This is a genomic window from Chthonomonas sp., assembly GCA_016788425.1.
GTDB lineage: Bacteria > Armatimonadota > Fimbriimonadia > Fimbriimonadales > Fimbriimonadaceae > JAEURQ01.
The window spans coordinates 363,774-386,987 of the sequence record JAEURQ010000004.1; the positions used below are offsets into that span (position 1 = coordinate 363,774).

22 protein-coding genes are annotated in these 23,214 nt (G+C 61.8%); 14 read left to right on the plus strand and 8 right to left on the minus strand.

Going from position 1 to position 23,214, the window contains the following annotated elements; all coding sequences use genetic code 11:
- Nucleotides 1–65 precede the first annotated feature (65 nt).
- Nucleotides 66–1,067: a deoxyguanosinetriphosphate triphosphohydrolase gene (locus JNJ45_11595; protein MBL8049312.1), complete on the plus strand. Its 1,002-nt coding sequence runs from the start codon at nt 66–68 to the stop codon at nt 1,065–1,067.
- Here the strand turns inward: JNJ45_11595 and JNJ45_11600 are convergent.
- Both JNJ45_11600 and rnhA read right to left on the minus strand, forming a co-directional pair.
- Nucleotides 1,051–2,304: a hypothetical protein gene (locus tag JNJ45_11600; GenBank protein MBL8049313.1), complete on the minus strand. Its 1,254-nt coding sequence runs from the start codon at nt 2,302–2,304 to the stop codon at nt 1,051–1,053. The two genes, JNJ45_11595 and JNJ45_11600, sit on opposite strands and share 17 nt — an antisense overlap.
- Before the next feature lie 32 nt (nt 2,305–2,336).
- On the minus strand, nt 2,337–2,792 hold the full coding sequence (gene rnhA / locus JNJ45_11605; GenBank protein ID MBL8049314.1) for a ribonuclease HI: 456 nt from the start codon (nt 2,790–2,792) through the stop codon (nt 2,337–2,339).
- 58 nt (nt 2,793–2,850) lie between these two features.
- Between rnhA and JNJ45_11610 the strand changes: the two genes are divergently transcribed.
- From JNJ45_11610 to JNJ45_11630, 5 genes are all read left to right on the plus strand, one after another.
- The gene (locus JNJ45_11610; GenBank protein MBL8049315.1) at nt 2,851–3,774 is read left to right on the plus strand and encodes an RluA family pseudouridine synthase; all 924 of its coding nucleotides are present in this window, start codon (nt 2,851–2,853) and stop codon (nt 3,772–3,774) included.
- Nucleotides 3,775–3,848: 74 nt separating this feature from the next.
- The gene (locus JNJ45_11615) at nt 3,849–5,066 is read left to right on the plus strand and encodes a 2-oxo acid dehydrogenase subunit E2 (GenBank protein MBL8049316.1); all 1,218 of its coding nucleotides are present in this window, start codon (nt 3,849–3,851) and stop codon (nt 5,064–5,066) included.
- Between the two features lie 3 nt (nt 5,067–5,069).
- Nucleotides 5,070–6,086, plus strand: coding sequence for a C39 family peptidase (locus JNJ45_11620; GenBank protein MBL8049317.1), 1,017 nt, complete (start codon nt 5,070–5,072; stop codon nt 6,084–6,086).
- Nucleotides 6,087–6,144: 58 nt separating this feature from the next.
- On the plus strand, nt 6,145–7,020 hold the full coding sequence (locus JNJ45_11625; GenBank protein MBL8049318.1) for a prepilin-type N-terminal cleavage/methylation domain-containing protein: 876 nt from the start codon (nt 6,145–6,147) through the stop codon (nt 7,018–7,020).
- Nucleotides 7,017–7,229: a hypothetical protein gene (locus JNJ45_11630; protein ID MBL8049319.1), complete on the plus strand. Its 213-nt coding sequence runs from the start codon at nt 7,017–7,019 to the stop codon at nt 7,227–7,229. The genes JNJ45_11625 and JNJ45_11630 overlap by 4 nt, the downstream gene beginning before the upstream one ends.
- A gap of 45 nt (nt 7,230–7,274) precedes the next feature.
- Here the strand turns inward: JNJ45_11630 and JNJ45_11635 are convergent, their stop codons facing one another.
- On the minus strand, nt 7,275–8,660 hold the full coding sequence (locus JNJ45_11635) for an MBL fold metallo-hydrolase (GenBank protein MBL8049320.1): 1,386 nt from the start codon (nt 8,658–8,660) through the stop codon (nt 7,275–7,277).
- A 50-nt stretch (nt 8,661–8,710) separates the two neighbouring features.
- On the opposite strand from JNJ45_11635, the gene JNJ45_11640 reads away from it, so the two are divergent.
- Together JNJ45_11640 and JNJ45_11645 are read left to right on the plus strand one after the other, a co-directional pair.
- Entirely contained in the window at nt 8,711–9,997 is a 1,287-nt protein-coding gene (locus tag JNJ45_11640; protein ID MBL8049321.1) for a hypothetical protein, read from the plus strand.
- A 34-nt stretch (nt 9,998–10,031) separates the two neighbouring features.
- On the plus strand, nt 10,032–11,096 hold the full coding sequence (locus JNJ45_11645; GenBank protein ID MBL8049322.1) for a DUF935 family protein: 1,065 nt from the start codon (nt 10,032–10,034) through the stop codon (nt 11,094–11,096).
- Here the strand turns inward: JNJ45_11645 and JNJ45_11650 are convergent.
- Together JNJ45_11650 and JNJ45_11655 are read right to left on the minus strand one after the other, a co-directional pair.
- Entirely contained in the window at nt 11,093–11,632 is a 540-nt protein-coding gene (locus JNJ45_11650) for a PilZ domain-containing protein (GenBank protein MBL8049323.1), read from the minus strand. The two genes, JNJ45_11645 and JNJ45_11650, sit on opposite strands and share 4 nt — an antisense overlap.
- A gap of 120 nt (nt 11,633–11,752) precedes the next feature.
- A complete protein-coding gene (locus JNJ45_11655; GenBank protein ID MBL8049324.1) occupies nt 11,753–12,784 on the minus strand; it encodes an aspartate-semialdehyde dehydrogenase in 1,032 nt (343 codons plus the stop codon).
- Between the two features lie 39 nt (nt 12,785–12,823).
- Here JNJ45_11655 and JNJ45_11660 point away from each other — a divergent pair, with 39 nt between their 5' ends.
- On the plus strand, nt 12,824–13,681 hold the full coding sequence (locus JNJ45_11660) for a helix-turn-helix transcriptional regulator (GenBank protein ID MBL8049325.1): 858 nt from the start codon (nt 12,824–12,826) through the stop codon (nt 13,679–13,681).
- On the opposite strand, the gene trpB is transcribed toward JNJ45_11660, so the two are convergent.
- Together trpB and JNJ45_11670 are read right to left on the minus strand one after the other, a co-directional pair.
- Nucleotides 13,678–14,862 (minus strand): tryptophan synthase subunit beta, encoded by a 1,185-nt coding sequence (gene trpB, locus JNJ45_11665; protein MBL8049326.1) that lies wholly within the window; start codon nt 14,860–14,862, stop codon nt 13,678–13,680. The two genes, JNJ45_11660 and trpB, sit on opposite strands and share 4 nt — an antisense overlap.
- Nucleotides 14,863–14,884: 22 nt before the next feature.
- Nucleotides 14,885–15,880 carry a PEP-CTERM sorting domain-containing protein gene (locus JNJ45_11670; GenBank protein ID MBL8049327.1) on the minus strand — a complete coding sequence of 332 codons (996 nt, stop codon included), beginning with the start codon at nt 15,878–15,880 and terminating at the stop codon, nt 14,885–14,887.
- Nucleotides 15,881–15,941: 61 nt separating this feature from the next.
- Here JNJ45_11670 and JNJ45_11675 point away from each other — a divergent pair, with 61 nt between their 5' ends.
- From JNJ45_11675 to JNJ45_11695, 5 genes are all read left to right on the plus strand, one after another.
- Nucleotides 15,942–17,210 carry a glycosyltransferase gene (locus tag JNJ45_11675; protein ID MBL8049328.1) on the plus strand — a complete coding sequence of 423 codons (1,269 nt, stop codon included), beginning with the start codon at nt 15,942–15,944 and terminating at the stop codon, nt 17,208–17,210.
- Between the two features lie 57 nt (nt 17,211–17,267).
- The gene (locus JNJ45_11680; protein MBL8049329.1) at nt 17,268–18,221 is read left to right on the plus strand and encodes a prepilin-type N-terminal cleavage/methylation domain-containing protein; all 954 of its coding nucleotides are present in this window, start codon (nt 17,268–17,270) and stop codon (nt 18,219–18,221) included.
- A complete protein-coding gene (locus JNJ45_11685) occupies nt 18,218–18,397 on the plus strand; it encodes a hypothetical protein (GenBank protein ID MBL8049330.1) in 180 nt (59 codons plus the stop codon). The genes JNJ45_11680 and JNJ45_11685 overlap by 4 nt, the downstream gene beginning before the upstream one ends.
- Before the next feature lie 196 nt (nt 18,398–18,593).
- Nucleotides 18,594–20,819: a VWA domain-containing protein gene (locus JNJ45_11690; protein ID MBL8049331.1), complete on the plus strand. Its 2,226-nt coding sequence runs from the start codon at nt 18,594–18,596 to the stop codon at nt 20,817–20,819.
- 42 nt (nt 20,820–20,861) lie between these two features.
- A complete protein-coding gene (locus JNJ45_11695) occupies nt 20,862–22,250 on the plus strand; it encodes a deoxyribodipyrimidine photo-lyase (protein ID MBL8049332.1) in 1,389 nt (462 codons plus the stop codon).
- Here JNJ45_11695 and JNJ45_11700 read toward each other — a convergent pair.
- Nucleotides 22,180–23,205 carry a glycosyltransferase gene (locus tag JNJ45_11700; protein ID MBL8049333.1) on the minus strand — a complete coding sequence of 342 codons (1,026 nt, stop codon included), beginning with the start codon at nt 23,203–23,205 and terminating at the stop codon, nt 22,180–22,182. The genes JNJ45_11695 and JNJ45_11700 overlap by 71 nt on opposite strands.
- Nucleotides 23,206–23,214: the final 9 nt, after the last annotated feature.

The following is a 23,214-nucleotide window of genomic DNA, read 5'->3' on the forward strand; positions in this document are numbered from 1 at the left end:
TCGGGCGGCTCCTTTTCTTTCGCCGGTTCGTCCATAGTGATGTGGTGCTGACGGGAATTCGCGAGATGGTGGAGCAACGAGAGCGCGAGACGCTCTCGCCGTTCGCCGCGCTCAGCGAGCGCTCCCAGGGGCGGGGCGAGGCCGAGCCCGCTGACCCGGTGCGAACCTGCTATCAACGCGATCGCGACCGGATCCTCCACAGCAAGGCGTTTCGCCGCCTCAAACACAAAACCCAGGTGTTCATTGCGCCGCTCGGCGACCACTACCGCACACGCTTGACGCATAGCTTGGAAGTCGCGCAGGTGGCGCGCACGATCGGCCGCGCACTGAGGCTCAACGAAGACCTGATCGAGGCCATCGCCCTCGGCCACGATGTCGGCCACACGCCATTCGGCCACGCGGGCGAGGCCGCGCTCGACGAGGCGGTGCGCGAAGTTGATCCCGCCCGCCAATTCCGGCATCACGAACAGAGCTATCGCCTGCTCGTGATCCGCGAACCTTTGAACCTGACGCACGAAGTCTTGGCCGGAATTGCTGGCCACAGCAAAGGCGATCGCGACTTGACCGAGGCCGACGGGTCGCCGACCAGCAGCCTCGAAGCGAGCGTCGTTCGCATCAGCGACCGTATCGCTTATCTGAACGCCGACCTCGACGACGCGATGCGCTCGGGAATGATTTCGGCGGTCCCGGCGCAGTTTCAGTCGCTGGGGGCGAGCCACGGCAAGCGCGTTACGTCGATGGTGCAAGACGTGATTCAGCACAGCCTCGACGTGCCGCAGATTCGATTGTCGCCGGACATGCTCGGCCTGCTCAACGAGCTCAAAGATTGGCTGTTCCAGAACGTCTATCTGCGCTACCCGATCGTCTACCCCGACACGCTGAAGGCGCAGGCATTGGTCCGCGAGCTTTTTCGGCACTACGTCAAGCCGGGCAACGCGCCCGCGGGCTACGAAGGCGTTGAGGGCGCGATTGACTATGTCGCCGGCATGACCGACCGGTACGCGATCGCGTGCTTCCAGTCGCTGCGCGTGCCGTCGGAGTTTCCCGAACTCAGCTTCGGCCCGTAATCACGGCGCTCGCGATGAGCCCGGCCATCGCGCCGTACGCCTCGCTGGTGTAGTGGATGCCGTCCGCCTGTCGCCAACTCGCGGGCAGGGAACTATACGCGATCTCGCCCATGGCGGCGTCCAAATCGAGCATTGTCACGTGATTGGTGGCCATGGCCACGGCTCGCATCGCCGCTTTGAACACCCGGTAGTACGTCTCGCGACCGCTCGGCGCGGGCGGCGCCACGAGCAGAATCGCGGGCGCGCTGGGCCGCGCAAGAATGGCGCTCACCAGGGTTTGGAGCTTGGCTTGGTAGGTCGCCGCGCCCGAGGTCGCGGTTTCGGCGGTGTTGCCGTAGCTGCCTTGATCGTTGGTCAGCAGGTTGATGACGAACAATCCCGCGCGCCGCGCCCCCACCGCGCCGCCTACGCCGGGCGTCGCGCTGGACCACTGGTCGATGTTCGCCTGCTGAATCGCGCTCGTGTTCACCCCGCCGGTGGGCTCGTCCGCGCGGAGCAGCCCGTTGCTGTTGCTCGGATCGTACAGCTGGATTCCACTGCATGCCAAGTTGTGGCCTCGAATTCCGGTGCCGTAGTCGCCGTTGTAGCGCACAAAACCGCTCAGCCGCAGGTCGTCGGTGGGCGGCTCGCTCACCGTGAGAGTCCACGTGGCGGCGGCGGAATCCCCGCTCGCCACCAGCGTTCGCGCGCCATATTCGGCGGTGCCCGCACCGCCAATGGTCAGCGAACCGGTGCCGCTGAGTCCGCCCGAAAACGCCCAGCCGGCGGTGTTGGCCGATCCGGTTTTGATGAGGTGCGAGACCTCGACGTGCGTGCAATCGGTGCCAGCCAAGGCGATGGTGCCGGCGCTTCCGCCCGCGTTTAGGCGAGCCACGCAGTGCCCGGACCCGCTCATCACCCGGCTGGAAGTGCCCGTCAGATCGCCGTTGGTAATGGTGGTCGGCTGCGTGGGTGGCGAGGACCACGTCCACTGCGCGGGCAGAAATCCGGCTCCGCCGGGAACATCGGTCGGGTTCCACACGCGTTGAAGCAGCCGCGTCATCTGGTTGGCCATGCCCGCCGCGTCGGGCAGAGTTGCGCCTTGGCCCCGGAACAGCGAATCGCCCAGAAACACAACGTCCACCCCGCCATTGCCGAACCATGGAAGGCGCGAGTAGAAGCGATTCAGGCGATCAGGCACAAACCCAAATCGCTCGAAGGCGGAAACAGAAAACGGAAAGCTCTCAAGCCAAGTCATACACCCGACTTCGGGCGATGCCTGGTGCTAAGTCAACCCTTAAAGCCCGAATCTTCGAGCAAGGCCGAGCTCTTGGCGGCGGCCACCGCAAGCTCGTCGCATCGCTCGTTTTCGGCGTGCCCGGCATGGCCGCGCACCCATTGAAACTTCACCTTATGGGTCTCCAGCAGGTCCAGCATTTCTTGCCAGAGATCGGCGTTCAGCGCGGGGTTGCCGTCGCTTTTCTTCCAGCCCCGGGAGCGCCAGCCGTGCACCCAGCGCTTTGTCACCGAATCCACCACGTACTTGCTGTCGGTCACGATGGTGACTTCGCACGGGTAGCGCAGCGCCGCCAGCGCGGCAATCACGCCGCGCATCTCCATGCGATTGTTCGTCGTGCGGCGGTATCCCTCGCTGAGTTCGCGGCGCTTATCGCCGTATTCTAGGATCACGCCGTAGCCGCCGGGGCCAGGGTTGCCGCTGCAGGCACCATCCGTCCACGCCGTCACTTGCTTGAGGTCCGCCAAAACGATCCTATTGTGACGCGATTCCGGCCACAATAGGGGTATGCGCGACGACGGCGAGATTCTCCTGATTGAAGCCGACGAAGCCGATCGTCTCGACAAGGTGCTGAGTCGGGCGCTTCCTGATTTTTCGCGCACCAAGCTGGCGGCTCTTTGCGAAGATGGCCATGTCTTGGTCAACGGCGAGCCGCGACCGCCACGCTACCAAGTGCGTCCGGGCATGAGCATCAGCATCGCCGACCTGCCCGATCCCGAGCCGTTTAACCTCGAACCCGTCCCCATGGACCTCGTGATCCGGTTTGAAGACGAGCATCTTTTGGTCGTGGAAAAGCCGCGTGGCCTGCCGACCCACCCGGCGAGTTCGTACACCGGGGCTACGCTGGTGCACGGGCTTTTGGCGCACTCGCAACTGAGCACGGGCTCGGCGCACTATCGCCCAGGCATCGTCCACCGGCTCGACAAAGACACAACCGGCCTGCTGGTCGTGGCGAAAACCGATTTTGCCCACGCCAAATTGGCCGAGCAGATTTCCACGCGCGCGGCGGGCCGCAAGTATTGCGCGTTGGCGTACGGCACCACCGAGCAGCAACGCTTCCGGGTGGAAGCCCCGATCGCCCGCGACCCGCGCTCGCGACTGCGGATGTGTTGCCACCCGAGCGGACGCTTCGCCGCCACGAAGTTTTCGCGCGTTTCGGAAAGTCACGGCGGATCGCTGCTGATTTGCCAACTCGAAACCGGTCGTACGCACCAGATTCGGGTTCATTTGCAGGCGGTGGGCCACCCGGTTCGCGGCGATGAACAGTACGCCAAGGGCGACTGGAGCGAAGGGCCGATGCAACTGCACGCCGCCTCGCTCAGCTTTACGCACCCCGTTTCGGGCGAGGCCATGGCCATCTACAGTCCGCCGCCCGCCGACTTTCTGGCCCACGAATTGATTCGGCCCGAGCACTTTGACGGGAACCTCTAAGCGGGTACCATCACCATTGTATTGCCGAGGTTGAGACAACGGGGTCGCACAGCGGACACGGAGATTTTGAACCCATGACAGAAGTGATCATGCCCAAGATGGGCGACGGGATGGAAGAAGGCACCCTCGTGGACTGGCTCGTCAAAGACGGCGACAAGGTGAAGAGCGGTCAGGTCATTGGCAACATTCAAACCGACAAGGCGACGCTCGAACTCGAAGCGCCGGGCTCGGGTTTCATTACCGGATTTTTGATTAAGGGAGGCGACACGGTTCCGGTGGGCGTGCCGATTGCGCTGCTTCTCAAGGACGGCGAAAGCAAACCGACGACCTGGGGATCGGGCGAGGCCGCCGCTCCGGCACCAGCCGCCGAATCTTCGGAAGCAGCGCCAGTCGCCGAAGCAGCCGCCGCACCGGTGGCCACGCAAACCGAATCGGGTAGCCGCGTGAAAGCATCACCGCTCGCTCGCAAGATTGCCGCCGACAAGAACATTGATCTCGCTGGCGTGGCTGGCTCGGGCCCGAATGGCCGCATTACGGCCAAGGACCTCGACGGTGCCAAGACGAGCCCGGCGAAACCGGCGGCCAGCGTGGCTACGGTCGCCGCCGCCGCGAGCGACCAAAAGGTGCCGCTCAACCGCCTGCGCCAAATTATCGCCGAGCGCACGGCGCACAGCAAGTCAACCGTGCCGCACTTCTACGTGACGGTCGAAGTGGACCTCGAAAAGATTTCTGCCCTGCGCGACATGTTCGCCGAGGAAGAAAGCGGCAAGGTCAGCATCAACGATTTTGTGGTGAAGGCCAGCGTCAAGGCGCTGCAAGAAATGCCCGAGGTGAATGCGACCTACCAAGGCGACCATGTGCTGCGCTACGGCGCAGTCCACATTGGTGTGGCTGCCGCGGTGGATGATGGCCTGCTCGTGCCGGTGATTAAGGATGCGCAAGGCATGACGATTCGCCAACTCAGCGTGCGCGCCAAGGAACTCGTGGTGAAGGCTCGCGATGGCAAACTGCACCCCGACGAAATGAGCGGCTCGACGTTTAGCATTAGCAACATGGGCATGCTCAACGTGGACAATTTTGGCGCGATCATCAACGAGCCGAACTGCGCGATCATCGCGATTAGCTCGGCCAAGAAGGTGTGCGTGGTGAACGAAGACGACGAGATCGAAGTGCGGCAACGCATGAACATCACCGGCTCGTTCGATCACCGCGTGCTGGATGGCGCGGTTGGCGCAAAGTTCATGAACGTGCTTCGCGACTACCTGGAAAATCCCACCCGCCTCATCGACTAGCGCATGAAGGCGACGACCCTCGGATTCCTGCTCGGCTTGGCGAACCTCGCCGCCGCGCAGGAATTCGCGGTATTGACGGCTCAAGATTTCACCCGCGAGGGGCAAGACTGGGTTTCTCGCCCCATGCCCGTGCCCGCTGGCACCCAAGAAATCGTGCCCAGCTGGCGATTATTCACACCGTGGGCGAGACCGGTGACCATCGCGCTGGAAGTTCAACAAGAGCAGCAGTGGTTTCGTTTCGACATGGCGCGCTGGGCTTCCGCGGGTTCGGCCAACACCAGTTTTGCTCGGCAAGAGCAGCAAGCTGGCAAGGTGTTTACCGATACGCTGAGTCTCAATGGCGCCGCCGCTCAGGTGAGAGTGCGCATCGCGGGCGAAACGCAACTCGACGAGTTCTACTTGAGCTTCGCGCCGAAGCTCTCCGCCGACCTCGACAGCGCCGACCCCTCCGCCGCGTGGGGAACCACGCTCGAGCCGCCGAAGCACGCGCAAAGCGTCTATCCCAATGGCGGTGTGCTGTGCAGTCCGACCTCGACTTCGATGTTGCTCGGCTACTGGGCGGGCCAGCTGCAGCAGCCCTGCCTGGATCAACGGACCCCCGACCTGCTGCCGCAACTCTGGGACAAAAAGTATGACGGTGCGGGAAACTGGTCGTTCAACATGAGCTTGGCCGGTTCCCAGCCGGGCATGGTGGGCTACGTCAGCCGACTCCGCAACTTGCGCGACCTGGAAACCTGGATCATGCGCGGCGTGCCGGTGGCCACCAGCGTGAGCTACGACCTGCTCAAGGGCAAGGACAAGAAGGGCGCCAGCGACGGCCATTTGGTGGTGCTGGTCGGATTCACGGCCACGGGCGATCCGATTTTCAACGATCCGGGCCGTAACATCGTGCGCATGACCTACGCCCGCGAGGCGTTCCGCCGGGCGTGGGAATCGTCCGGACGCACGGTCTATCTGGTGTATCCCCGCAACTGGCGACTAACAAACGAAGGTCCGTGGCGGCCCAGCCCCCGCTTCTAGCGAACTTTTCGCCTACTTGGTGTAGACTACAAGTTGGGCAACGATGCCTAATACTCCAATGAGCAATATTCAGAAATCCAGGCTGAGCCGTGGTTTCACTTTGATTGAGCTTCTCGTGGTTATTGCGATCATCGCGATTTTGGCGGCGATCCTGTTCCCGGTTTTCACCCAAGCAAAGGAAGCGGCAAAGAAGACGCAAGCGATCAGCAACATGAAGCAGTTGCAGCTCGGTGCGCAGATGTACCTCGATCAAAACGACGGTAACTTCCACATGATCCGCAGCTACACCAAGCCCGCGCCGTTGACCGGCAACTGGGCTTATGGTGCCGAAGATGCGCTGCAACCGTTCGTCAAGAACTTCGGCGTGTTTGCCGACCCGAAAGACGGCTTTTCGCGCGACGACTGCGGTAACCCGACCGGCAACAAGACCAGCTTTAGCTGGACGATGCGCGGCCGATCGGACCTCTTCGAAACGACCGAAACTTTTGGTGTTCACGGGTTCCTCAACGCGACCAACGTGTTGGTGGGCAACTCGACCAATGAGTCGGAAATGTCGGCTCCCGCCGGAACGATCAACCTCTATCCGCTGTGGACGACGGCCAGCTACGAAAATGGCTATTCGTACTACCGCTACTACACCGAAAACGTGCTGAGCCTGCCGGCCTTCCCGCAGACACTGCAGTTCACGTGGTGTTCGTCGGCGCCGCTTGCTGGTCGCATGTCGATCGGTCAGTACGGTGAGCAAACCGTGTGGGGATTCGCCGACGGTCACGTCAAGTCCATGCCCCGCTCGCGCACCATGGATAAAATGTGGTGCCGCGCTTCGAGCACCGTGGCGACCAGTGGTTGCTTCAGCGCAACGGCAAACCCGAACCAGGCTTACACAGATAAGCGCCTTAACCTCTTCCACTACTCGGGAGAAATGCAACAGTGAACGAGCAAAAGGACAAGCTGAAGCTCGGTGCGCTCATCGCGGTCATCGTGGTGGCGATTGCTTTTGCCATCGGCTACGCGGCGAAAACCGCCTCCGCCGACAAGGAGCAAGTCGTCGGAACCCTGGATATGGGTGCAGGCGGCGGGCGCAACGCCGAAGGCGGGGCCCCTGCCGGTGATCCCGGCAACGGACCTCCCGAGACTCGGTAATCCTTTTGAAAATCCCCCGGCCAATTGGCGCGGGGGATTTTTTGCTTAGTTGAGCGTCGCCGAGTCGCCTTGTTCGGGAATCGAGACTTCCCAGCCAAGTTCGGCCCTCAGCTTCGCCGCCAAGACATCCTGCGCTTGCGGCTCGCCGTGAACGATAAACGTGTGCTTGGGCGGCTTGGTGAACCCACCCAGCCAGCGCATGATGTCGTCCTGGTCGGCGTGCGCCGAAAGGGAAGTAATGCGCTTGATTTCGGCGCGCACCTCCACCGGCACGCGGTGAATCTCCACCTCGGTGGCGCCGTCGAGAATCTGTCGCCCGAGCGTGCCCGAGCCTTGGTAACCGACGAACAGCACCAGCGTGTCCTGATGAGGGAGGCGGTGCTTCAGGTGGTGCACCACACGGCCGCCGTTGGCCATGCCGCTACCGGCGATGATGATCATGGGGCCGCGCCGCGAATTGAGCTCCTTGCTCTGGTTTGCGTCGCGCACAAAGGTCAGGTAGTCCGGTTCGAGCGGATGATCGCCGGCCTCCACCATCGCCTTCATCTCGTCGTCGTATTCTTCGACGCTGCGGTCGTAAAGTTGCGTCGCGGTGACCGCCATCGGGCTGTCCAAAAAGATCGGAATGCGCGGCATCGTGCCCTTCACTTGCAAGCGCGAGATGTAGTACAAAAGCTCCTGCGTGCGGCCAATCGCGAAACTCGGAATGATGACGGTTTGGCTGTTCGAGTAGGCGTTTTGGAAGATTTCCTCAAGCACCGCTTCGGTATCTTCCTCGGGATGGACGCGGTCGCCGTAAGTACTTTCGAGCACCAGGTAGTCGGTCTCTTCGATCGTGTCCGGGTCGCGAATCAGGGGCGCATCGTAGGGGCCGAGGTCGCCGCCCATGAGCAAGGTGGTGCCATCGCTAAAGGTGATGTGAGCGAACGCCGAACCGAAGATGTGGCCAGCCACACGGAACTCAAAACTCATCTTGCCGGGCAGGCTCGTGGTTTCACCGTAAGGAATCGGGCGGAACAAACGCAAGGCGGCTTTGGCATCTTCCTCGGTGTAGAGCGGGCGCGGGTCGGCGTGGCGCGAGGTGCCGTGCTTCGCGTGGTAGCGCGCGTCTTCTTCCTGAATTCGCGCCGAGTCGGGCAGCGAGAACTTGGCGATGCCGATGGTGGCGGCGGTGGCGTAGATCGGACCGGTGAAGCCGTCGCGCACCAGGCGCGGAATCATCGCGAGGTGGTCGCCGTGCGCGTGCGTGAGCACCAGCGCGTCAATCTCATGCGGATTGAACGGCCACGGGTCCCAGTTGCGATCGGAGAGTTCGCGCGAGCCCTGGAAAAGCCCGCAATCCACCAGCACTTTGCGCCCATTCGATTCGATCAGATGCTTGGAGCCGGTCACCGTGCGGGCCGCGCCATGGAACGAAATGCGATTGCTCATAAGGCCATTATGTCGGTTTACCGGGCGGCGGATGCGGGCCCCGATTCTGCATGCAATTTGTTCTGGATTTGTTGGAGGGCACCTGGTCGCCGCATCCTGGTCAGCGCGAGTTTTTGGCGGCGGCCAGTCCGCGCCATGTGCTGGCTTGCGGCCGGCGTTGGGGCAAAACCGATGCCGCCGCGGTGTGGCTACTGGCCGGACTCGTGCAGCCGGGCCGCCCGCAAAAGCTACTCACCGTCGCGCCGACGCTCGATCAGGCGCGCTTGGTCTTTGATCGCGTGGAGACTCTGCTGGATCGCTTGCTGGAGTCCGGACGGGTGGAAGGGAAGCTTGTAGTCAAGCGCACGCCATATCCGCAGTTGACGTTCAACGGGCATGAGCTGGCGGCCCGCAGTTGCCACCACATCCATCGCTTGCGGGGCCGCGAAGCCACCCGCATTGTCGTGGACGAGGCGGCGTTTGTGCCCTCGAATCTGGTGCCCGAAATCCTCACGCCGATGCTCGCGACCACCGACGGCGAACTGGCTTTGATTTCCAGCCCGAACGGGCAAAATCACTTTTGGCGGGAGTTCGAGCGGGGCCAACGCGGCGAAGGCGGAACCTGGTCGCGGCGGGCGCCGAGCGCCGAGAACCCGTTGGTCTCGGCCAGCTTTCTCGCCGCGCAACGATTGCTCATGCCCGAGGCCGCCTACCGAGTGGAGTTTGAAGCGGAGTTCTTGGACTGCGCGGGAGCCGTGTTCCCGAGCGACATCGTTGAGCCGTGCGTGCAAGGCGACCTCGCGTGGGGGCGCGGGCAGGTGGTGCTCGGCGTGGATTGGGCTCGGTACCGCGACTACACCGCGATTGTCGTCGGCCAGTCGGTGGGCGGCTGCCTCGAAATTGTGCACGAGGAGCGGCTGTTCCGCGAGCCGTGGGCAGTGCAAGTGGCGAAAGTCGCCGACCTCGCGCGCCGCACCGATGCGCGGCTTGTCGGCTGCGACTCGACCGGCGTCGGCGACGCGGTGACCGAGCAACTTCGCGAGGCGCTCCCCGAGGTGATGGTCCGCCCGGTGGTATTTACCGCCGCTAGCAAGCTCGCTCTGATCAACGACCTGCGGGTAGCGTTCGAACGGCAGACTCTCAAGCTGCTCCCGAGTCAGGATTTGCTGCGCGAACTGCAACATTTCTCGTGGCGACAGGGCCGTATGGAGGGCACGGACGGCTTTCACGATGACCTCGTGATGGCGCTCGCTTTGACCCTGCACGTCGCGCCCAAGGCCAGCGGATTGCAGGTTTTGGTCGGCGATGTACGACGATTCTCGCGTCGAATCCGGCAGCATTTTTCGCGGGCCAGTTGACGCTGGTCGCGCAAGCGGGCGATTGATCTTGCCTATGTTCAAGTTGTTTAATCGTCGTTCGCGCCCGACTCGCGAGGTCGCGCCGAGCCTCACTGCCGCCGAGCAGCGGCAATGGCAGGTCCCCGGCCCGGTCGCCGGGAGCTTGCCCGACCACACGTACACCGCCATGATGAGCGACGGCATGGTGCACTCCGCGCTGGCCATCAAGCGCCTGGCCGTACTCGCCTCGGATTGGCGGATCACCGGCCAAGACGCGCGGCGCGTGGCGTTTATCGAGCGCGTGTTTGCGCAGATGGAGGGCTCGCCGCGCACCATCCTCACCCAAGCCATGGACGCCTTTGGGCGCGGTTGGTCGGTGCAGGAGCAGGTGTATCGGGCCGAAGGCGGCCAGGTTTGGCTCGCCGCCACCCGAGCCAAGGATGTCGCTAACCTTGGCCTGAGACCCGACGAGTTTGGCCGGGTGGAGGCGTTGACCATGCAGCGCCCGGGCGAACCGGAGCACCACCTCGACCCGCGCAAGTTCATCGTCTATCGCCACCACGCGGGAACGTCGCGCTTGAAAGGGCGCAGCGACCTGGACGCGGCTTACCGCCACTTCCAGGCGAAGAACACGCTGTTGCAAGCGTGGCGAATCCACCTTGAGCGGTACGCTTCGCCGACGATGCTCGGCAAGTTCGAGCGCGGTCTTCCGCCGGAGGAGCAAAGCAAGCTGCTGGGCGCGCTGAACCAGCTTGCCGATGCCACCGCGATCGTATTTCCGCGCGAGGTCGAGGTGGAATCGGTGGCCGCCGCACCGGAGGCGAGTCGCGGCTTTATGGAGGCGATTGACTTTCACAACCGCGAGATGGCGCGCGCCATTTTGGGGCAGACGCTCACCACCGACGAGGGTCGGCGAGTGGGCTCGCTCGCCTTGGGCAAGGTTCACCTTCAGGTGCTGCTGTTGCAGGTCAATGCCGTGCGCGAGACGCTGGCCGACGAGGTGATGACGGAGCAGGTGATTCGCCCGCTGATCGAAATGAACTTCGGCCCCGGCGAAATCCCACGGTTTCAATTCGACAATATCCGCCTGGAGGCGTTTGCCAGCGGAAATCTGGGTTAGGCGGCAAGCTTTTGCTGGATGAGCGTGCGCCAGCGCGCTTGGTCCACGCGGTCTTCCACGACGAATCGACCGCCGATGCGCGATTCGTAGTGGCTCACGCTGCTGCCCAAATGCCGCACGGTGAACTGGCCGACGGTTTCGCCGAGCGGCGTCGCCACCCGGATTTCGTAGGATTTGTCTCGCTCCAACTTGCTGGAAGCGATGATGCCGAGGCCAGATTCCGAGATATCGTTGACCATCCCGTGCAGAATCGTGTCGCCATCGACAAGCTCATAGGTCATGTGATCCACCTTAAGGCGCGGCGCTTCGTCGGAATCCATGGAGCGCAAGGTCACGACGTCGCACACCAGAGCGCCCGGCAAGGTGCCGGCGACCGACCCTTGGATGAGCAGGTGCGAGCCGCTCGCGGCGATCTCGATGAGCACCTTGGTGCCCACTGGTGGCTCGGGCAGAATGTCAAGGGCCAGCAAAATATTCGCCGACGTCAGGTCCGTCACCCAGCCGGTGTAGTTAACCAGAGTCTCGACCACGGTCACTCGCGCGCGTAGCCCTCGAAATTTTGCGTAACTAACGGATGTTGCCAAAGGAATCCCCAGGCAAATTATTGTCAGCTAGGCGGAGATTCTTGAGGCTTCACCGGGCAAAAGTTGCGACCTTTATCGCAATGCCGCGAGCGATTCCGCAATCTGCACGGCGTTGAGCGCCGCGCCCTTGAGGAGCTGGTCGCCGGCCAGGAAGTAGCTGATCGCATTCTCGTGGCTCGGGTCGTTGCGTAACCGCCCGACCAAGACGTCATCGCCGCCGCTCGCCGAAATCGGCATCGGGAAGAGGTTGGCCGCGCGGTCATCCACAATCTGCACGCCGGGCATCGCCGCCCACGCCTCGCGGACGGCTTCTAGTGAAGGCCGCTCGCCGGCGAACTCTACCGTCACGGATTCGCTGTGCGCGCGGAGCACCGGCACCCGCACGCAGGTGACGTTCATGGGCAGCCTAGAATCGTCCAAGATTTTGCGCGTTTCTTCCACAACCTTCGCTTCTTCTTCGTTCGCGCCGTCATCGCCGATCGGCGTATTGTGGCTAAATAAGTTAAAGGCGTAAGGATGCGGAAGAATATTCGGCACAACGGGCTCGCCGTCTAAGAAACAGCGGGTTTGCGAGCGAAGTTCTTCCATTGCTTGCGCACCGGCGCCGCTGGCGCTTTGGTAAGTGCTCACAATAACCCGGGAAAGTTGCCCCAGTTTGCGCAATGGCGCAAGGGTCATGAGCAGAAGGGCGGCGGTACAGTTAGGGTTCGCGATCAAATGCGTGGACGTTGTGAGGAGGTGACCATTCACTTCAGGCACGACTAGGGGGACGTCAGACTGCATGCGAAACGCACTGGAATTGTCGATTACATATGCTTGCTCTTGGATGGCGTGGGGAATGAACTCACGGCTTCGGCTCGCACCTGCACTAAAGAACACAAAATCTTGGTTGCGGAATGCGGAAGCTTCGGTAAGTTGTACGCGGAGGTCTTCTCCGCGGAAAGGAATCGGCTCGCCCACAGAGCGTGCACTCGCAAGTAACGTCAGATTGGCGACCGGGAAGTTCCGGTCCTCTAATAGTCGAACCAGCTCTCGACCGACGGCGCCTGTTGCACCGACTATGGCTACATTGAAGCTTCTATCCACCACCCTTAGGTACCCCATTCCGCTGGGATTGTGCGTTCCTTACACCGGAGACAGGTCATGAAATCCGTGGAGCTCCGCATTGGAACCGGGTTGACCCTGCATTCCGAGCGGCACAATGGCGACGGCGAACTTGCTCTGATGGCGGGTCCGGCCGAGGGTCCGATCGGCACCTTCCGTTATGAAGGCGAGCGGAAAAAACCGCTCGACGTGACGTTCCATACGGCCGAGGATCGGTGCCACTTTGCCGTGGTTCATCAGGGCCACGTGCTGATTCCGCACAAGCGACTATTGCTCGCGCCGGGTTCCGTGATTAAGGTGGCGGGAGATACCCAGTTTCGCGTGACGTTCTCGCGCGGCCCGATTCAGCTCTCGTTGCTGGCGCTTGATCCCGAACTGACGAGCCAACTCAACTGCTCGCGCCACGAAATCAAGTCGGCGTCCATTTACTTCGACCCGACCAACATGCTCGACGAAGTCATTCTCGCCGAACTCCTGGAGCCGGCGATCTCGCCGTATCGGTCGTTTGGCTGGGCGCTGGCGCTGGTGAACTCGCCGCAGCGAGTGGCCAGCATCGCACTGTCGCGTATTCGGGTGCCCCTGCCGGCCCCGCTCCAACGCCTCACCGATTCGGTTCGGGCCGAGCCTAACCAAGCCTGGAGCCTCAAGGAAGCCTCGAAGCTTGTGAGCTATTCGCCGTTCCACCTCAGCCGTACGTTCCGGCAATTGGCGGGTTACGGCTTCCCGGACTTCGTGGATCGGTGTCGCACCGAAATGGCGCTGAAAAAGATTCTCGCCGACCAAGACGAGCAGATCGACCAGGTCGCGCTGTCGTCCGGATTTGGCTCCACGCAGGCCATGCGCGACTCGTTCCGCGACTACATTGGCTTTTTGCCGAGCGAAGTGCGAGTCGGCTAGCCGAGTTCGGGGAAGAGTTCCACCGCGCGCGCCATATCCTTGTCGCCGCGTCCGCTGAGGTTAATCAGCAGGCGCTCGCCGGGCCGCACAAAACTCTTGTCGAAGAGCGGCGCGAAGGCGTGTGCGCTTTCGAAGGCCGGAATCAGCCCCTCCAACCGCGAAAGCTCGCGGAAGGCGTGCAACGCTTCGTCATCAGTGGCGGCCAGATATCGCACCCGACCGGTGTCTTTCAGCATCGCGTGCTCGGCGCCCACGCCGGGGTAGTCCAGCCCCGCCGACACCGAATGCGTGGGCATCACTTGCCCATCGGCATCTTGCATCATGTAGCTGCGGCTGCCATGCAGCACGCCCGGCGACCCGCAAGTAAGCGGTGCGGCGTGTTGGGTTCCGCTGAGGCCGAGGCCACCGGCTTCCACACCCACAATCTCCACCGGGTCGTCTAAAAACGCATGGAAAAAGCCGATCGCGTTTGATCCGCCGCCGACGCAGGCAACGATGCGGTCAGGCAAGGCACCGGCTTCTGCCAGCATCTGCTCGCGGGCTTCGTCGCCGATGACGCGCTGAAACTCGCGCACCATTTCGGGATACGGGTAGGGCCCGGCGGCAGTGCCGATGATGTAATGCGTGTCGGCGATGTTGGTGACCCAGTCGCGCATGGCCTCGTTCAGCGCGTCCTTGAGCGTCTTGGTGCCGCTGTCCACGGGCCGCACCTCCGCCCCGAGAAGCCGCATTCTAAAGACATTCAGTGCCTGGCGCTCGGTGTCCTCGCGACCCATATAAACCACGCACGGCATGCCGTAGAGCGCGCAAACCGTCGCGGTGGCGACCCCGTGTTGGCCGGCCCCGGTCTCGGCGATGATGCGCGTCTTGCCCATGCGGCGAGCCAGCAACACCTGGCCGATGGCGTTGTTAATCTTGTGCGCGCCAGTGTGATTCAGGTCCTCGCGCTTCGCCCAGACTTCCGCGCCGATTACTTCGCCAAGTCGGCTGAGTTTGGTAATCGGTGTCGGTCGCCCGACAAACGAGCGGAGGATCTCGTGAAACTCGGCGCGAAATGCCGGTTCCGCCCAGCTTCGATGAAAGAGTTCCGCGAGTTCATCGAGCGCGGGTACGAGCGTCTCGGGCACGTATTGGCCGCCGTAATTTCCAAACCATCCGGGCGTCGAAGTTGCGGGGGGCATCAGATTCAAGATACCCGCCGCACTACCGACGTCGGCGCAGCCGACTGAGCGCGAACAGCAGTCCCACCGCGGCCAGCGAACTAGGCTCAGGCACCGCGGCGAACCGATATTCGTAGTCGCGCTCTCCATTGGCTTCAAAGAAGAACCCGCCGCCGTCGCCATGTACGCTGGTGATTTGGGCACCAGTGTACGGCGAGCCAACCAGCGAGGCGACGGATTGCCAGCCAGTCGAGTCACGCCAGATTCCGTTCTGGCTCGCGATCAAGCCGCCATCGAGATTCACCATTGCCGGACTTGCGGCGGCCTCTCCGAGCGGAACGCCGAGCGGAGTTTCGACCCATGTTGTGGAGCCCGAAGTTCGGCGCAAGCGCACGGTCGTGCCGTCGGCACGCTGAGCAAAGGCCGAAAGACCGTCGCCTGAGACGGCTCCGCCAAGGGGCCGCAAATGGGCAAACTGCTCATACACCGAGCCTGTGGTCAGGCCGAATTCTTCGACTGTACCGGTGTCGCGGCGAGACGAATAGGTCAATCCATCGCGGCTGAGGCTGATACCGTTCCCAAGCAACCCGACTGCGACGCCGTTCCGAACGAGCGTGCTACCTGAGTTATCGGGCGAGCCGATCAACACGGTTTGGCCGTCGTCGCTGACGCCGATTGCCCGCGCCAGCGCAAAGTCCGTTGACAAAGTTTGCGCGACGCCGGATGAAGTCCACCGAATCGGACGATCAACTTGGTAAGAATCCACATCGAAGGCGCCTGAGCCGACGATAAAGTCACCGCTGGCCGCCAAGGCAAAGGGTTCAAACGCACCGGCGCCGTCGGGCATATTGAGCTCGTGATAACCGGAGGAGTCGATGATAGCACCGCCCGGCGAACGACCCTTGATTAGCCAGCGGCTGTGATCCGCGGAGCTGCCAAACGCATATTGACCAGTTGGTAGGGAGAATTCTTGAATGGTTTGTGCGTACAGAAGGGTTGGCAGACTAGCGATCAATACGCCAGCAATGAAGCATCGCATAAGTATGTTATAACCCGTAATTGCCAGAAGCGTCTCATTTCTCGGCGTGGTGGATCGAGTATTGAATAGCCCTCTAAACATCTGGATCCTCCAAATCGGGGAGCCGCTGCCCATGGACGACGTGGACGTGCGACTCTTTCGATGCGGACTCCTCGCTCAACACGCCAACGAGCGCGGCCACAACGTGCGCTGGTGGACCTCCGGATTCGACCACTACCGCAAATGCTTTCGCTACGCCACGGACGAGGTGATCGAGTTTCGCCCCGGCTACGAAATCGAGTGCCTCCGCGGATGCGGCTACGCCAAAAACGTGAGCCTGCGGCGGTATCGCGATCACAAGATTTTGGGGCAGAAGTTCCGACAGTTCGCCCCGCAGCGCGCCCGTCCCGACGTGATTTGGTGCGCCGTGCCCATCGTCGAGCTTGCGCTTCCCGCCGTCCAACTGGCTCGGGAGTGGGGCGTGCCGATTGTGCTCGATGCGATGGACCGGTGGCCGGACCATTTTCTCACGGTGCTGCCGCCGGCGTTTTCTCCGGCGGTGAGGCTGTTGCTGGCCAAGCAATGGCGCGACACCCGCGAGGCGTTTGCCGGAGCTACAGCGGTGAGCGGCAACTCCGAAGGCTTTGTCAAGTGGGGCCTCGGCTACGCGAACCGAGCCCGCAATCAGTGGGATCGCCCGTTCTATTTCGGCTATCCACAGCCCGAGATTTCGCTGTCTACTCGCCTTGAAGCGAACGCCTACTGGGACAAACTCGACGTGCTGCCCGGACGGATGAACGCCTGCTTCGTGGGCACCGTTAGCAACCGCCCCTTCGATCTCACGGCCATGATCCGCGGCGTCCAGCAGTCCAAGCTCAGCGGCAAACTCGTGGTGTGCGGCGAAGGCGAATCGCGGCCCGAGCTACAGGCTCTCGCGGCAGGGGACCCGCGCATCGTCTTTGCCGGATGGCGCAACGCGGCTGAAATCGCCGTCCTCATGGAGCGCTGTCACTTGGGGATTGCGCCGTATCGGCCGACCGAAAACTTCCTGCATAACATCCCCAACAAGATCCCCGAGTATTTGGCCGGACGCCTCGCCGTGCTCAGCGGAGTGGATGGCGAAATCGGCGAGATTCTCACGCGAACCGGCTCAGGAGTCGTCTATCCCGCCTCCGACCCGGACGCGTTGGCCGCCGCCATCGATCGCATGCTTCAGAACCCGGGTGCCCTCGCTCAGATGAAAGTGAGCTCGGGCGAGACGTTTAATCAGAGCTTTCGGGCGAGCACGATCTACCCCGCCATTGTTGACCATTTGGAAAAGTTGGCCGCCACGCACCACCCAAATCGGTAGTTTTCATGTATAGTTTTTTAACCGGGGTTTAACCTCGGTTCATTTGAGGCAAGGAACATGAATATTCGCCGCGCATTTACTCTCATCGAGTTGCTGGTCGTTATTGCCATCATCGCCATTCTCGCCGCCATCCTTTTCCCGGTATTCACCCAGGCAAAGGTCGCGGCCAAAAAGACCCAGTCGCTGAGCAATATCAAGCAAATTGGCACCGCGACCCAAATTTATGTGAATGACAACGATGACAGCTACCCGCTGGCTTTCTACAGCTACGACCCCGCTGGTGGGTACAACTGGAACCGCTTCATCCCGGTGCCCGCTTCCCAACTGAGCGCGGCTGAACCGGCCTGGAAGAAGGCCGCTGCCGAAATTTTTGTGTTCAACAGCATCCAGGGCTACATGAAGAACATTTCGATGCTCCAATGTCCTGATGGTTCAAGCCTCGCGACGACGGCATCGTTTGGTCCGGCCACGGCTCAACCCACCGGATTGCCCAGCATCACCTACACCTACAATGGCTTGCTCAACGGCTATAACGGCACTTCGGTGGCCGCGCCCAGCGATCTGCCCGTGTACTGGCATGGTCACGGCAAGCGCTCGCTTTACGGCTACGGTTATGCTTCGCCCTGGCTGGCCTGCAACGACACGACTCAGCCTTGCGTTTACGCGGGCACGAGCACGGGCTGCACGGCGGGTTCGGGTGCTTACACCACCAACACATCGCGCAAGGGCATGAACTCGTTCGGCCAAGGCGTCCTGATGGCGATGGCCGACACGAGCGCGAAGTTCCGCAAGGTCTCGGGTAACGGTCGGGTGAACACGGCGCAGCGCGCCGATCCGCGTCGCGATCCGTTCCCCAACTACGGCGTGAACCTCATTCCGTGTAGCCGCTGGTTCGATGCCAACGGATGCTATCCGTACATGTTCCGACCGGACTACGACTTCAACACCGCAGAAAACGCCACATACTTGGCCGGATCCGCCGACACGACCCCGAACGTTTGCACCCCATGAAGAAACTTCTCTCGCTCGCTGTTCTTGCTCTCGCCTTCTCGCTCCTCACCGGCTGTTCCGGCGGCGGCGGGGAAGAAAAAGAGAAGGACCTCAAGGGAACCGTGCAATCCACGGAGATTCAAAGCGCGCCGGGCGATATGCGTCCCGGTGGCGACTCCGGCGACGGCGGAAAGTAGTTCGCCTCAATCGCGGCACTGCGAGCCTCCCGAGCAATCGGGAGGCTTTTTTGCGTTGCTCTTTGTGGAACCCCTTTGGCTCGAACATTATTCGCGAAGAGATGATCGCGAGTAAGCAAGTCGCTATCAGCAACTAACTTTTTTCTAGGTTCAAGTAGGTTCAGATGAGAAATCCTTAACTGTAACCCTTGGCGGCGTGGCGCGTCCCCAAGACATGCTTGCTTCGTTAACAAGTCTTGTCATTGCCTCTCAAGCCGCGGCCATGCCGCAGGCGCAAATCGGGGGCTCGCTCGAAGTCGCCGGCAAACCCGGTGTGCTTTGCCCGCTCAAGGCCACGAAAGTGCGGGGCACAGTGTACGGCCCGGCTGCCCGAGTCGCCCTGGAACAAACCTTTGTCAACACGACCGCCAGCAAAATGGAGGCGATTTACACGTTCCCGTTGCCCGAAAACGCCGCCGTGGATCGCATGGTCTTTCGCATCGGCGACCGCGTGATCGAGGGCGAGATCAAGCGCCGCGAGGACGCCCGCAAGATTTACGAAAACGCCAGGGCCAATAATCAAGCCGCGGCCCTGCTCGACCAAAATCGCCCGAATCTGTTTGTTCAAAGCGTCGCCAACATTCCGGCGGGCGCGACCGTGAAAGTCGAAATCAGCTATGTGAACATGCTGCGCTTTGAGGATGGTCAGTTCGAAATCAACTTCCCGCTGGTGGTCGCTCCGCGCTTCAATCGGGCCGACCATGCGCCGGTGCAAAACCCGAGCTACAGCCTAATTCCGCTCGACACCAGCCTCGATATCGCGTTCAATATCAACGCCGGCACGCCGATCAGCAAGCTGAGCAGCGAGACGCACCAGCTCTCGACCAACGTGCGCGGCGAGTCCGGCTACTTCCAACTGAAGAATCCCAAGGAGATTCCGAATCGCGACTTGGTCGTGCGCTACACGGTCGCTGGCGAGGCGATTAAGCCGGCCATGGTGACCAGCTGGGATGCCCAGCGCGGCGGCCACTTCTGCTTTATGCTCTTGCCGCCGAAGGCACCAAAGGCGAACCAAATTAGCCCGCGCGACATGATGTTTGTGATGGATCAGAGCGGCAGTCAATCGGGCTTTGCCATCGAAAAATCGAAGGAGCTCACCCTCAAGATGCTGGATCGCCTCCGCCCGGGGGACACCTTCAACGTGTTCGGATTCAATACCGAAATCAAGCGGTTGTTCCCGATATCAGTGCCGCCCACCGAGGAGAATTTGGCCGCGGCGCGCGCCTTTGTCCGAAACATGAACGCCAACGGCGGTACCTTTGTCCGCGAAGGCGTGGTCGCCGCGCTGCACGACGCGCCGATTGGCAACCGTCTGAAAGTGGTTTTGTTCAATACCGATGGATTGGTGGGTAATGAGCAAGACGTGCTCGCCGCGATTGTCGAAAACCGCAAGACCGCGCGGATGTTCAACTTCGGCATCGGCAACTCCGTGAATCGCGCGCTGCTGGAAGCGATGACCGTGGAAGGTCGTGGCGACGTGGAGTATGTCAACTCGCAAAGCAACGTGGACCAGGCGGTGGCGCGCTTTGTCAGCCGCACGGAAACTCCGACGCTGGTGAACGTGGGTGCCTCGTTCTCGGGCGATGTGGAGATCAATTCGACCTCACCCGCGCTGCTGCCCGACCTCTTTGGCCAGCGTCCGATCATCATTTTTGGCAAGTACAAAAAGGCGGGTCCGGTGCAGGTTCGCGTGACCGGCGATGTTGCCGGCAAACCGTGGGCGCAGGACTACATGTTCGAGCTTTCGCAAGGGAATGGCGATGCCGCCGTGCCGACCCTGTGGGCGCGCAGCGCGGTGGATGACCTCACGCGCAAGCAGTATATGGCGCAGGTGATGAGCAAGGAAATCAACACCAAAGCGATTGAAGAATCAATCACGAACCTGGGTTTGAGCTACCGCATCATGACCGAGTACACCAGCTTTGTGGCCGTGGATAAGGTTTGCCAAGCCGATGGGCGCATGATTACGGTGCCCGTGCCGGTGAACGCACCGGCGGGCATGGATATGCTTAAGGACCAGAGCTCGGGCCCGTTACTCCAGAAGGCTGGTCTCCCGCGCGGATCCGCTGTAGGTGGATATGGAGGAGGTGGCCTCGGCGGCGCGATGCCGGCGACCAAGGCCGTGGGGACGCCAGGAACCGTGGCCGCCGAGGCCGCTCCCGAGCGAAAAATGGATGACAAGCTGGAGAAAGCGACCGGCCTAGTGAAGCTACGATTGACGGTGACTGACCTGAGCGAAGGCTTCCAAAAGCGACTGCGCGATCTCGGCGTGAAGAACCTGAAGGTGATCGCCGCCGACAAGGCGATTGAGTGCGAAGCCGATGCAAGCCTGCTGGCCAAACTCGACCTGATGATCGAAATTACGAAGATTCGTAAGCGCTAAAAAGTTGGGCCGTGGACGGGTCGTCCCTCGTAGTAGGGGTGTATGTCCACGGCCCTTTTTGTGTTTCGGCGCGACCTCCGCTTGGAGGACAATACGGGGCTGAACCACGCCCTGACCGAGCATGACCGGGTGATCCCCGTGTTCTGCATCGATCCGCGACAGGTAGAGCCGCACGCTTACCGAAGCGTCTTCGGGCTTGCGTTCCTGCGGGAATCACTGGTTGAGCTGGATGAATCGTTAAAGAAAGTTGGCTCTAAGTTGCACGTTTTAGTCGGGGTCGGCGAAGCGGAGATTCCGCGGCTTGCCCAGTTGGTGGGGGCAGAGCGGGTGGTGGTGAACCGTGATTACACGCCGTTTGCGCGGGCTCGCGACGCCGAATTTGACGTGGTGGACGACGCGCTGCTGACCGTGCCGGAGACTTCGGTGAAGCCGGATGGCTTGCCGTACACCGTGTTCACCCCGTTCTACAAGAAGAATTCGCTCTCGGAGCCGCCTCGGCCGCATCCGCTGGTGAACCAAAACCTCTTCTCGGTCGAAGGCGCCTTTGGGATTGAGAAGGTGGTGGAACTCATGGCCACGCCGGGCGTGACGCCGCTCGACAAGCCGGGGCGACGCGCCGGCCTTGAAATTTTGGCTGGCTTGGGTCGGCTCACCGAATACAACGAAACCCGCGACGTGCCCGCGATTGAGGGCACCAGCCGCCTGAGTCCGCATCACAAGTTTGGGACGGTCTCGATTCGCGAGAGCTATTGGGCGGCGCGCGAACAACTGCCGCCGAGCAATCGCCTAATCACCGAGTTCTACTGGCGCGACTTTATGACCTGCATCGGGTTCCACTTTCCGCACGTGTTCGAGGGGAACTTCAACCCGATGTTCGATGGCGTGGAATGGGACGATAATCCCGAGTGGTTCGAGTTTTGGCGCGAGGGTCGCACCGGATTTCCCATTGTGGACGCGGGCATGCGCGAACTGGCCGCCACCGGCTTTATGCACAATCGCACGCGCATGATTGTTGCAAGTTTTCTAACGAAAGATTGCCATATCCATTGGCGCGAAGGCGAGCGGCATTTCGCGACCCTGCTCACGGATTACGACCCGTGTGTGAACAACGGCAGCTGGCAGTGGGCGGCCTCCACCGGCTGCGACGCGCAACCCTACTTCCGCATTTTCAACCCGTGGCTCCAGCAGGTGAAGTTCGATCCCGACGCCGTCTACATTCGGCGCTGGATTCCCGAATTGGAGCACGTAGCGACCGCCGACATTCACAACCCCGAGCGCTCGCAGATGCTCTTTGGCTACCCCGCGCCCATGTTGGACCACGCCCACGAAAAGGCGATCACTTTGGCCAAGTTTGAGGCGGCTAAGAGTAAGTTCGACCCTTCCAAGTTAAACGTCCCTGTCGCTTTAGGCGGCGCGAAAGTAGGATCGTAATGGCCCCCGCGGTGAGGCTGAGCGGCATGAGCAAGCGCGCCGCGACGGGGCCTTGATCGCGGCTCGGCCAGCCGATTAATGCGGCGAACGCGACCAGCGCGACACGCCAATCGACGACCCACGCCCACGCGACAAACAGCATGAACAGGGCAAGCAACAGGCTCCCGCGCCCCGCGATGGCGTGACTGTTCTTGAGCATGCCCGGAACGGCATCGCTGAGATTTGTATACATTTGCACCGATAAACTTGATGCGACATTGAGGCACAGCACCGGGATGCGCTGCCGGGCGAGCCACCGCCCGAGAATCACGTCCTCCAGAATCTCGCCGCGCACCTGCTCGTAGGGTCGGTGTTCGGTCAGCATCTCGCGTCGCCACGCCACAAATTGGCCATTGAGGAATCCGTTGTGGCCGCGCCGGGTGAGGTGGACGAGAAAGAATGGGTTGCTGGCCAGCACGATCCAAAACACCCACGCCAGGTACACCGGCTCCCACCCCGCCCCCGGACGCATGCGTAAGAACCCGGTCGCGACGGTTTCCTTCGCTGCTCCAAGGGTGGCCGACAAGCGTTCGGCGAAGTCGGGGCCGGCCACCGTGTCGGCGTCCAAAAACACCACCCACTCGGCATCGGTTTCTAGCGCGGCCAGAGCAAGCTCGTGGCATGCACGGTTCTTGCCGGTCCAACCCTGGGGAAGTGCCTCGTGGGGCGAAATCACTTGGACACCCAATGCCCGGGCAACGTCGGCAGTGCCGTCGGTGCTTTCGTCGTCGAACACCAAAACGTGCGGACCGAGGTGCGCAAGGCATTCCGGAAGGTTGTGCGCCTCGTTGCGGCAAGGCACGCAAAACACCAACTTCGCGCCCGCTCCACCTCTGTTCAGTCGCGGCATCAGGAGCGCATTCCCCACGCGCACGACCAGCAAAAAGCCGTAGAGAATGAGGAGCGAGGCGACCATGAAAGGTAA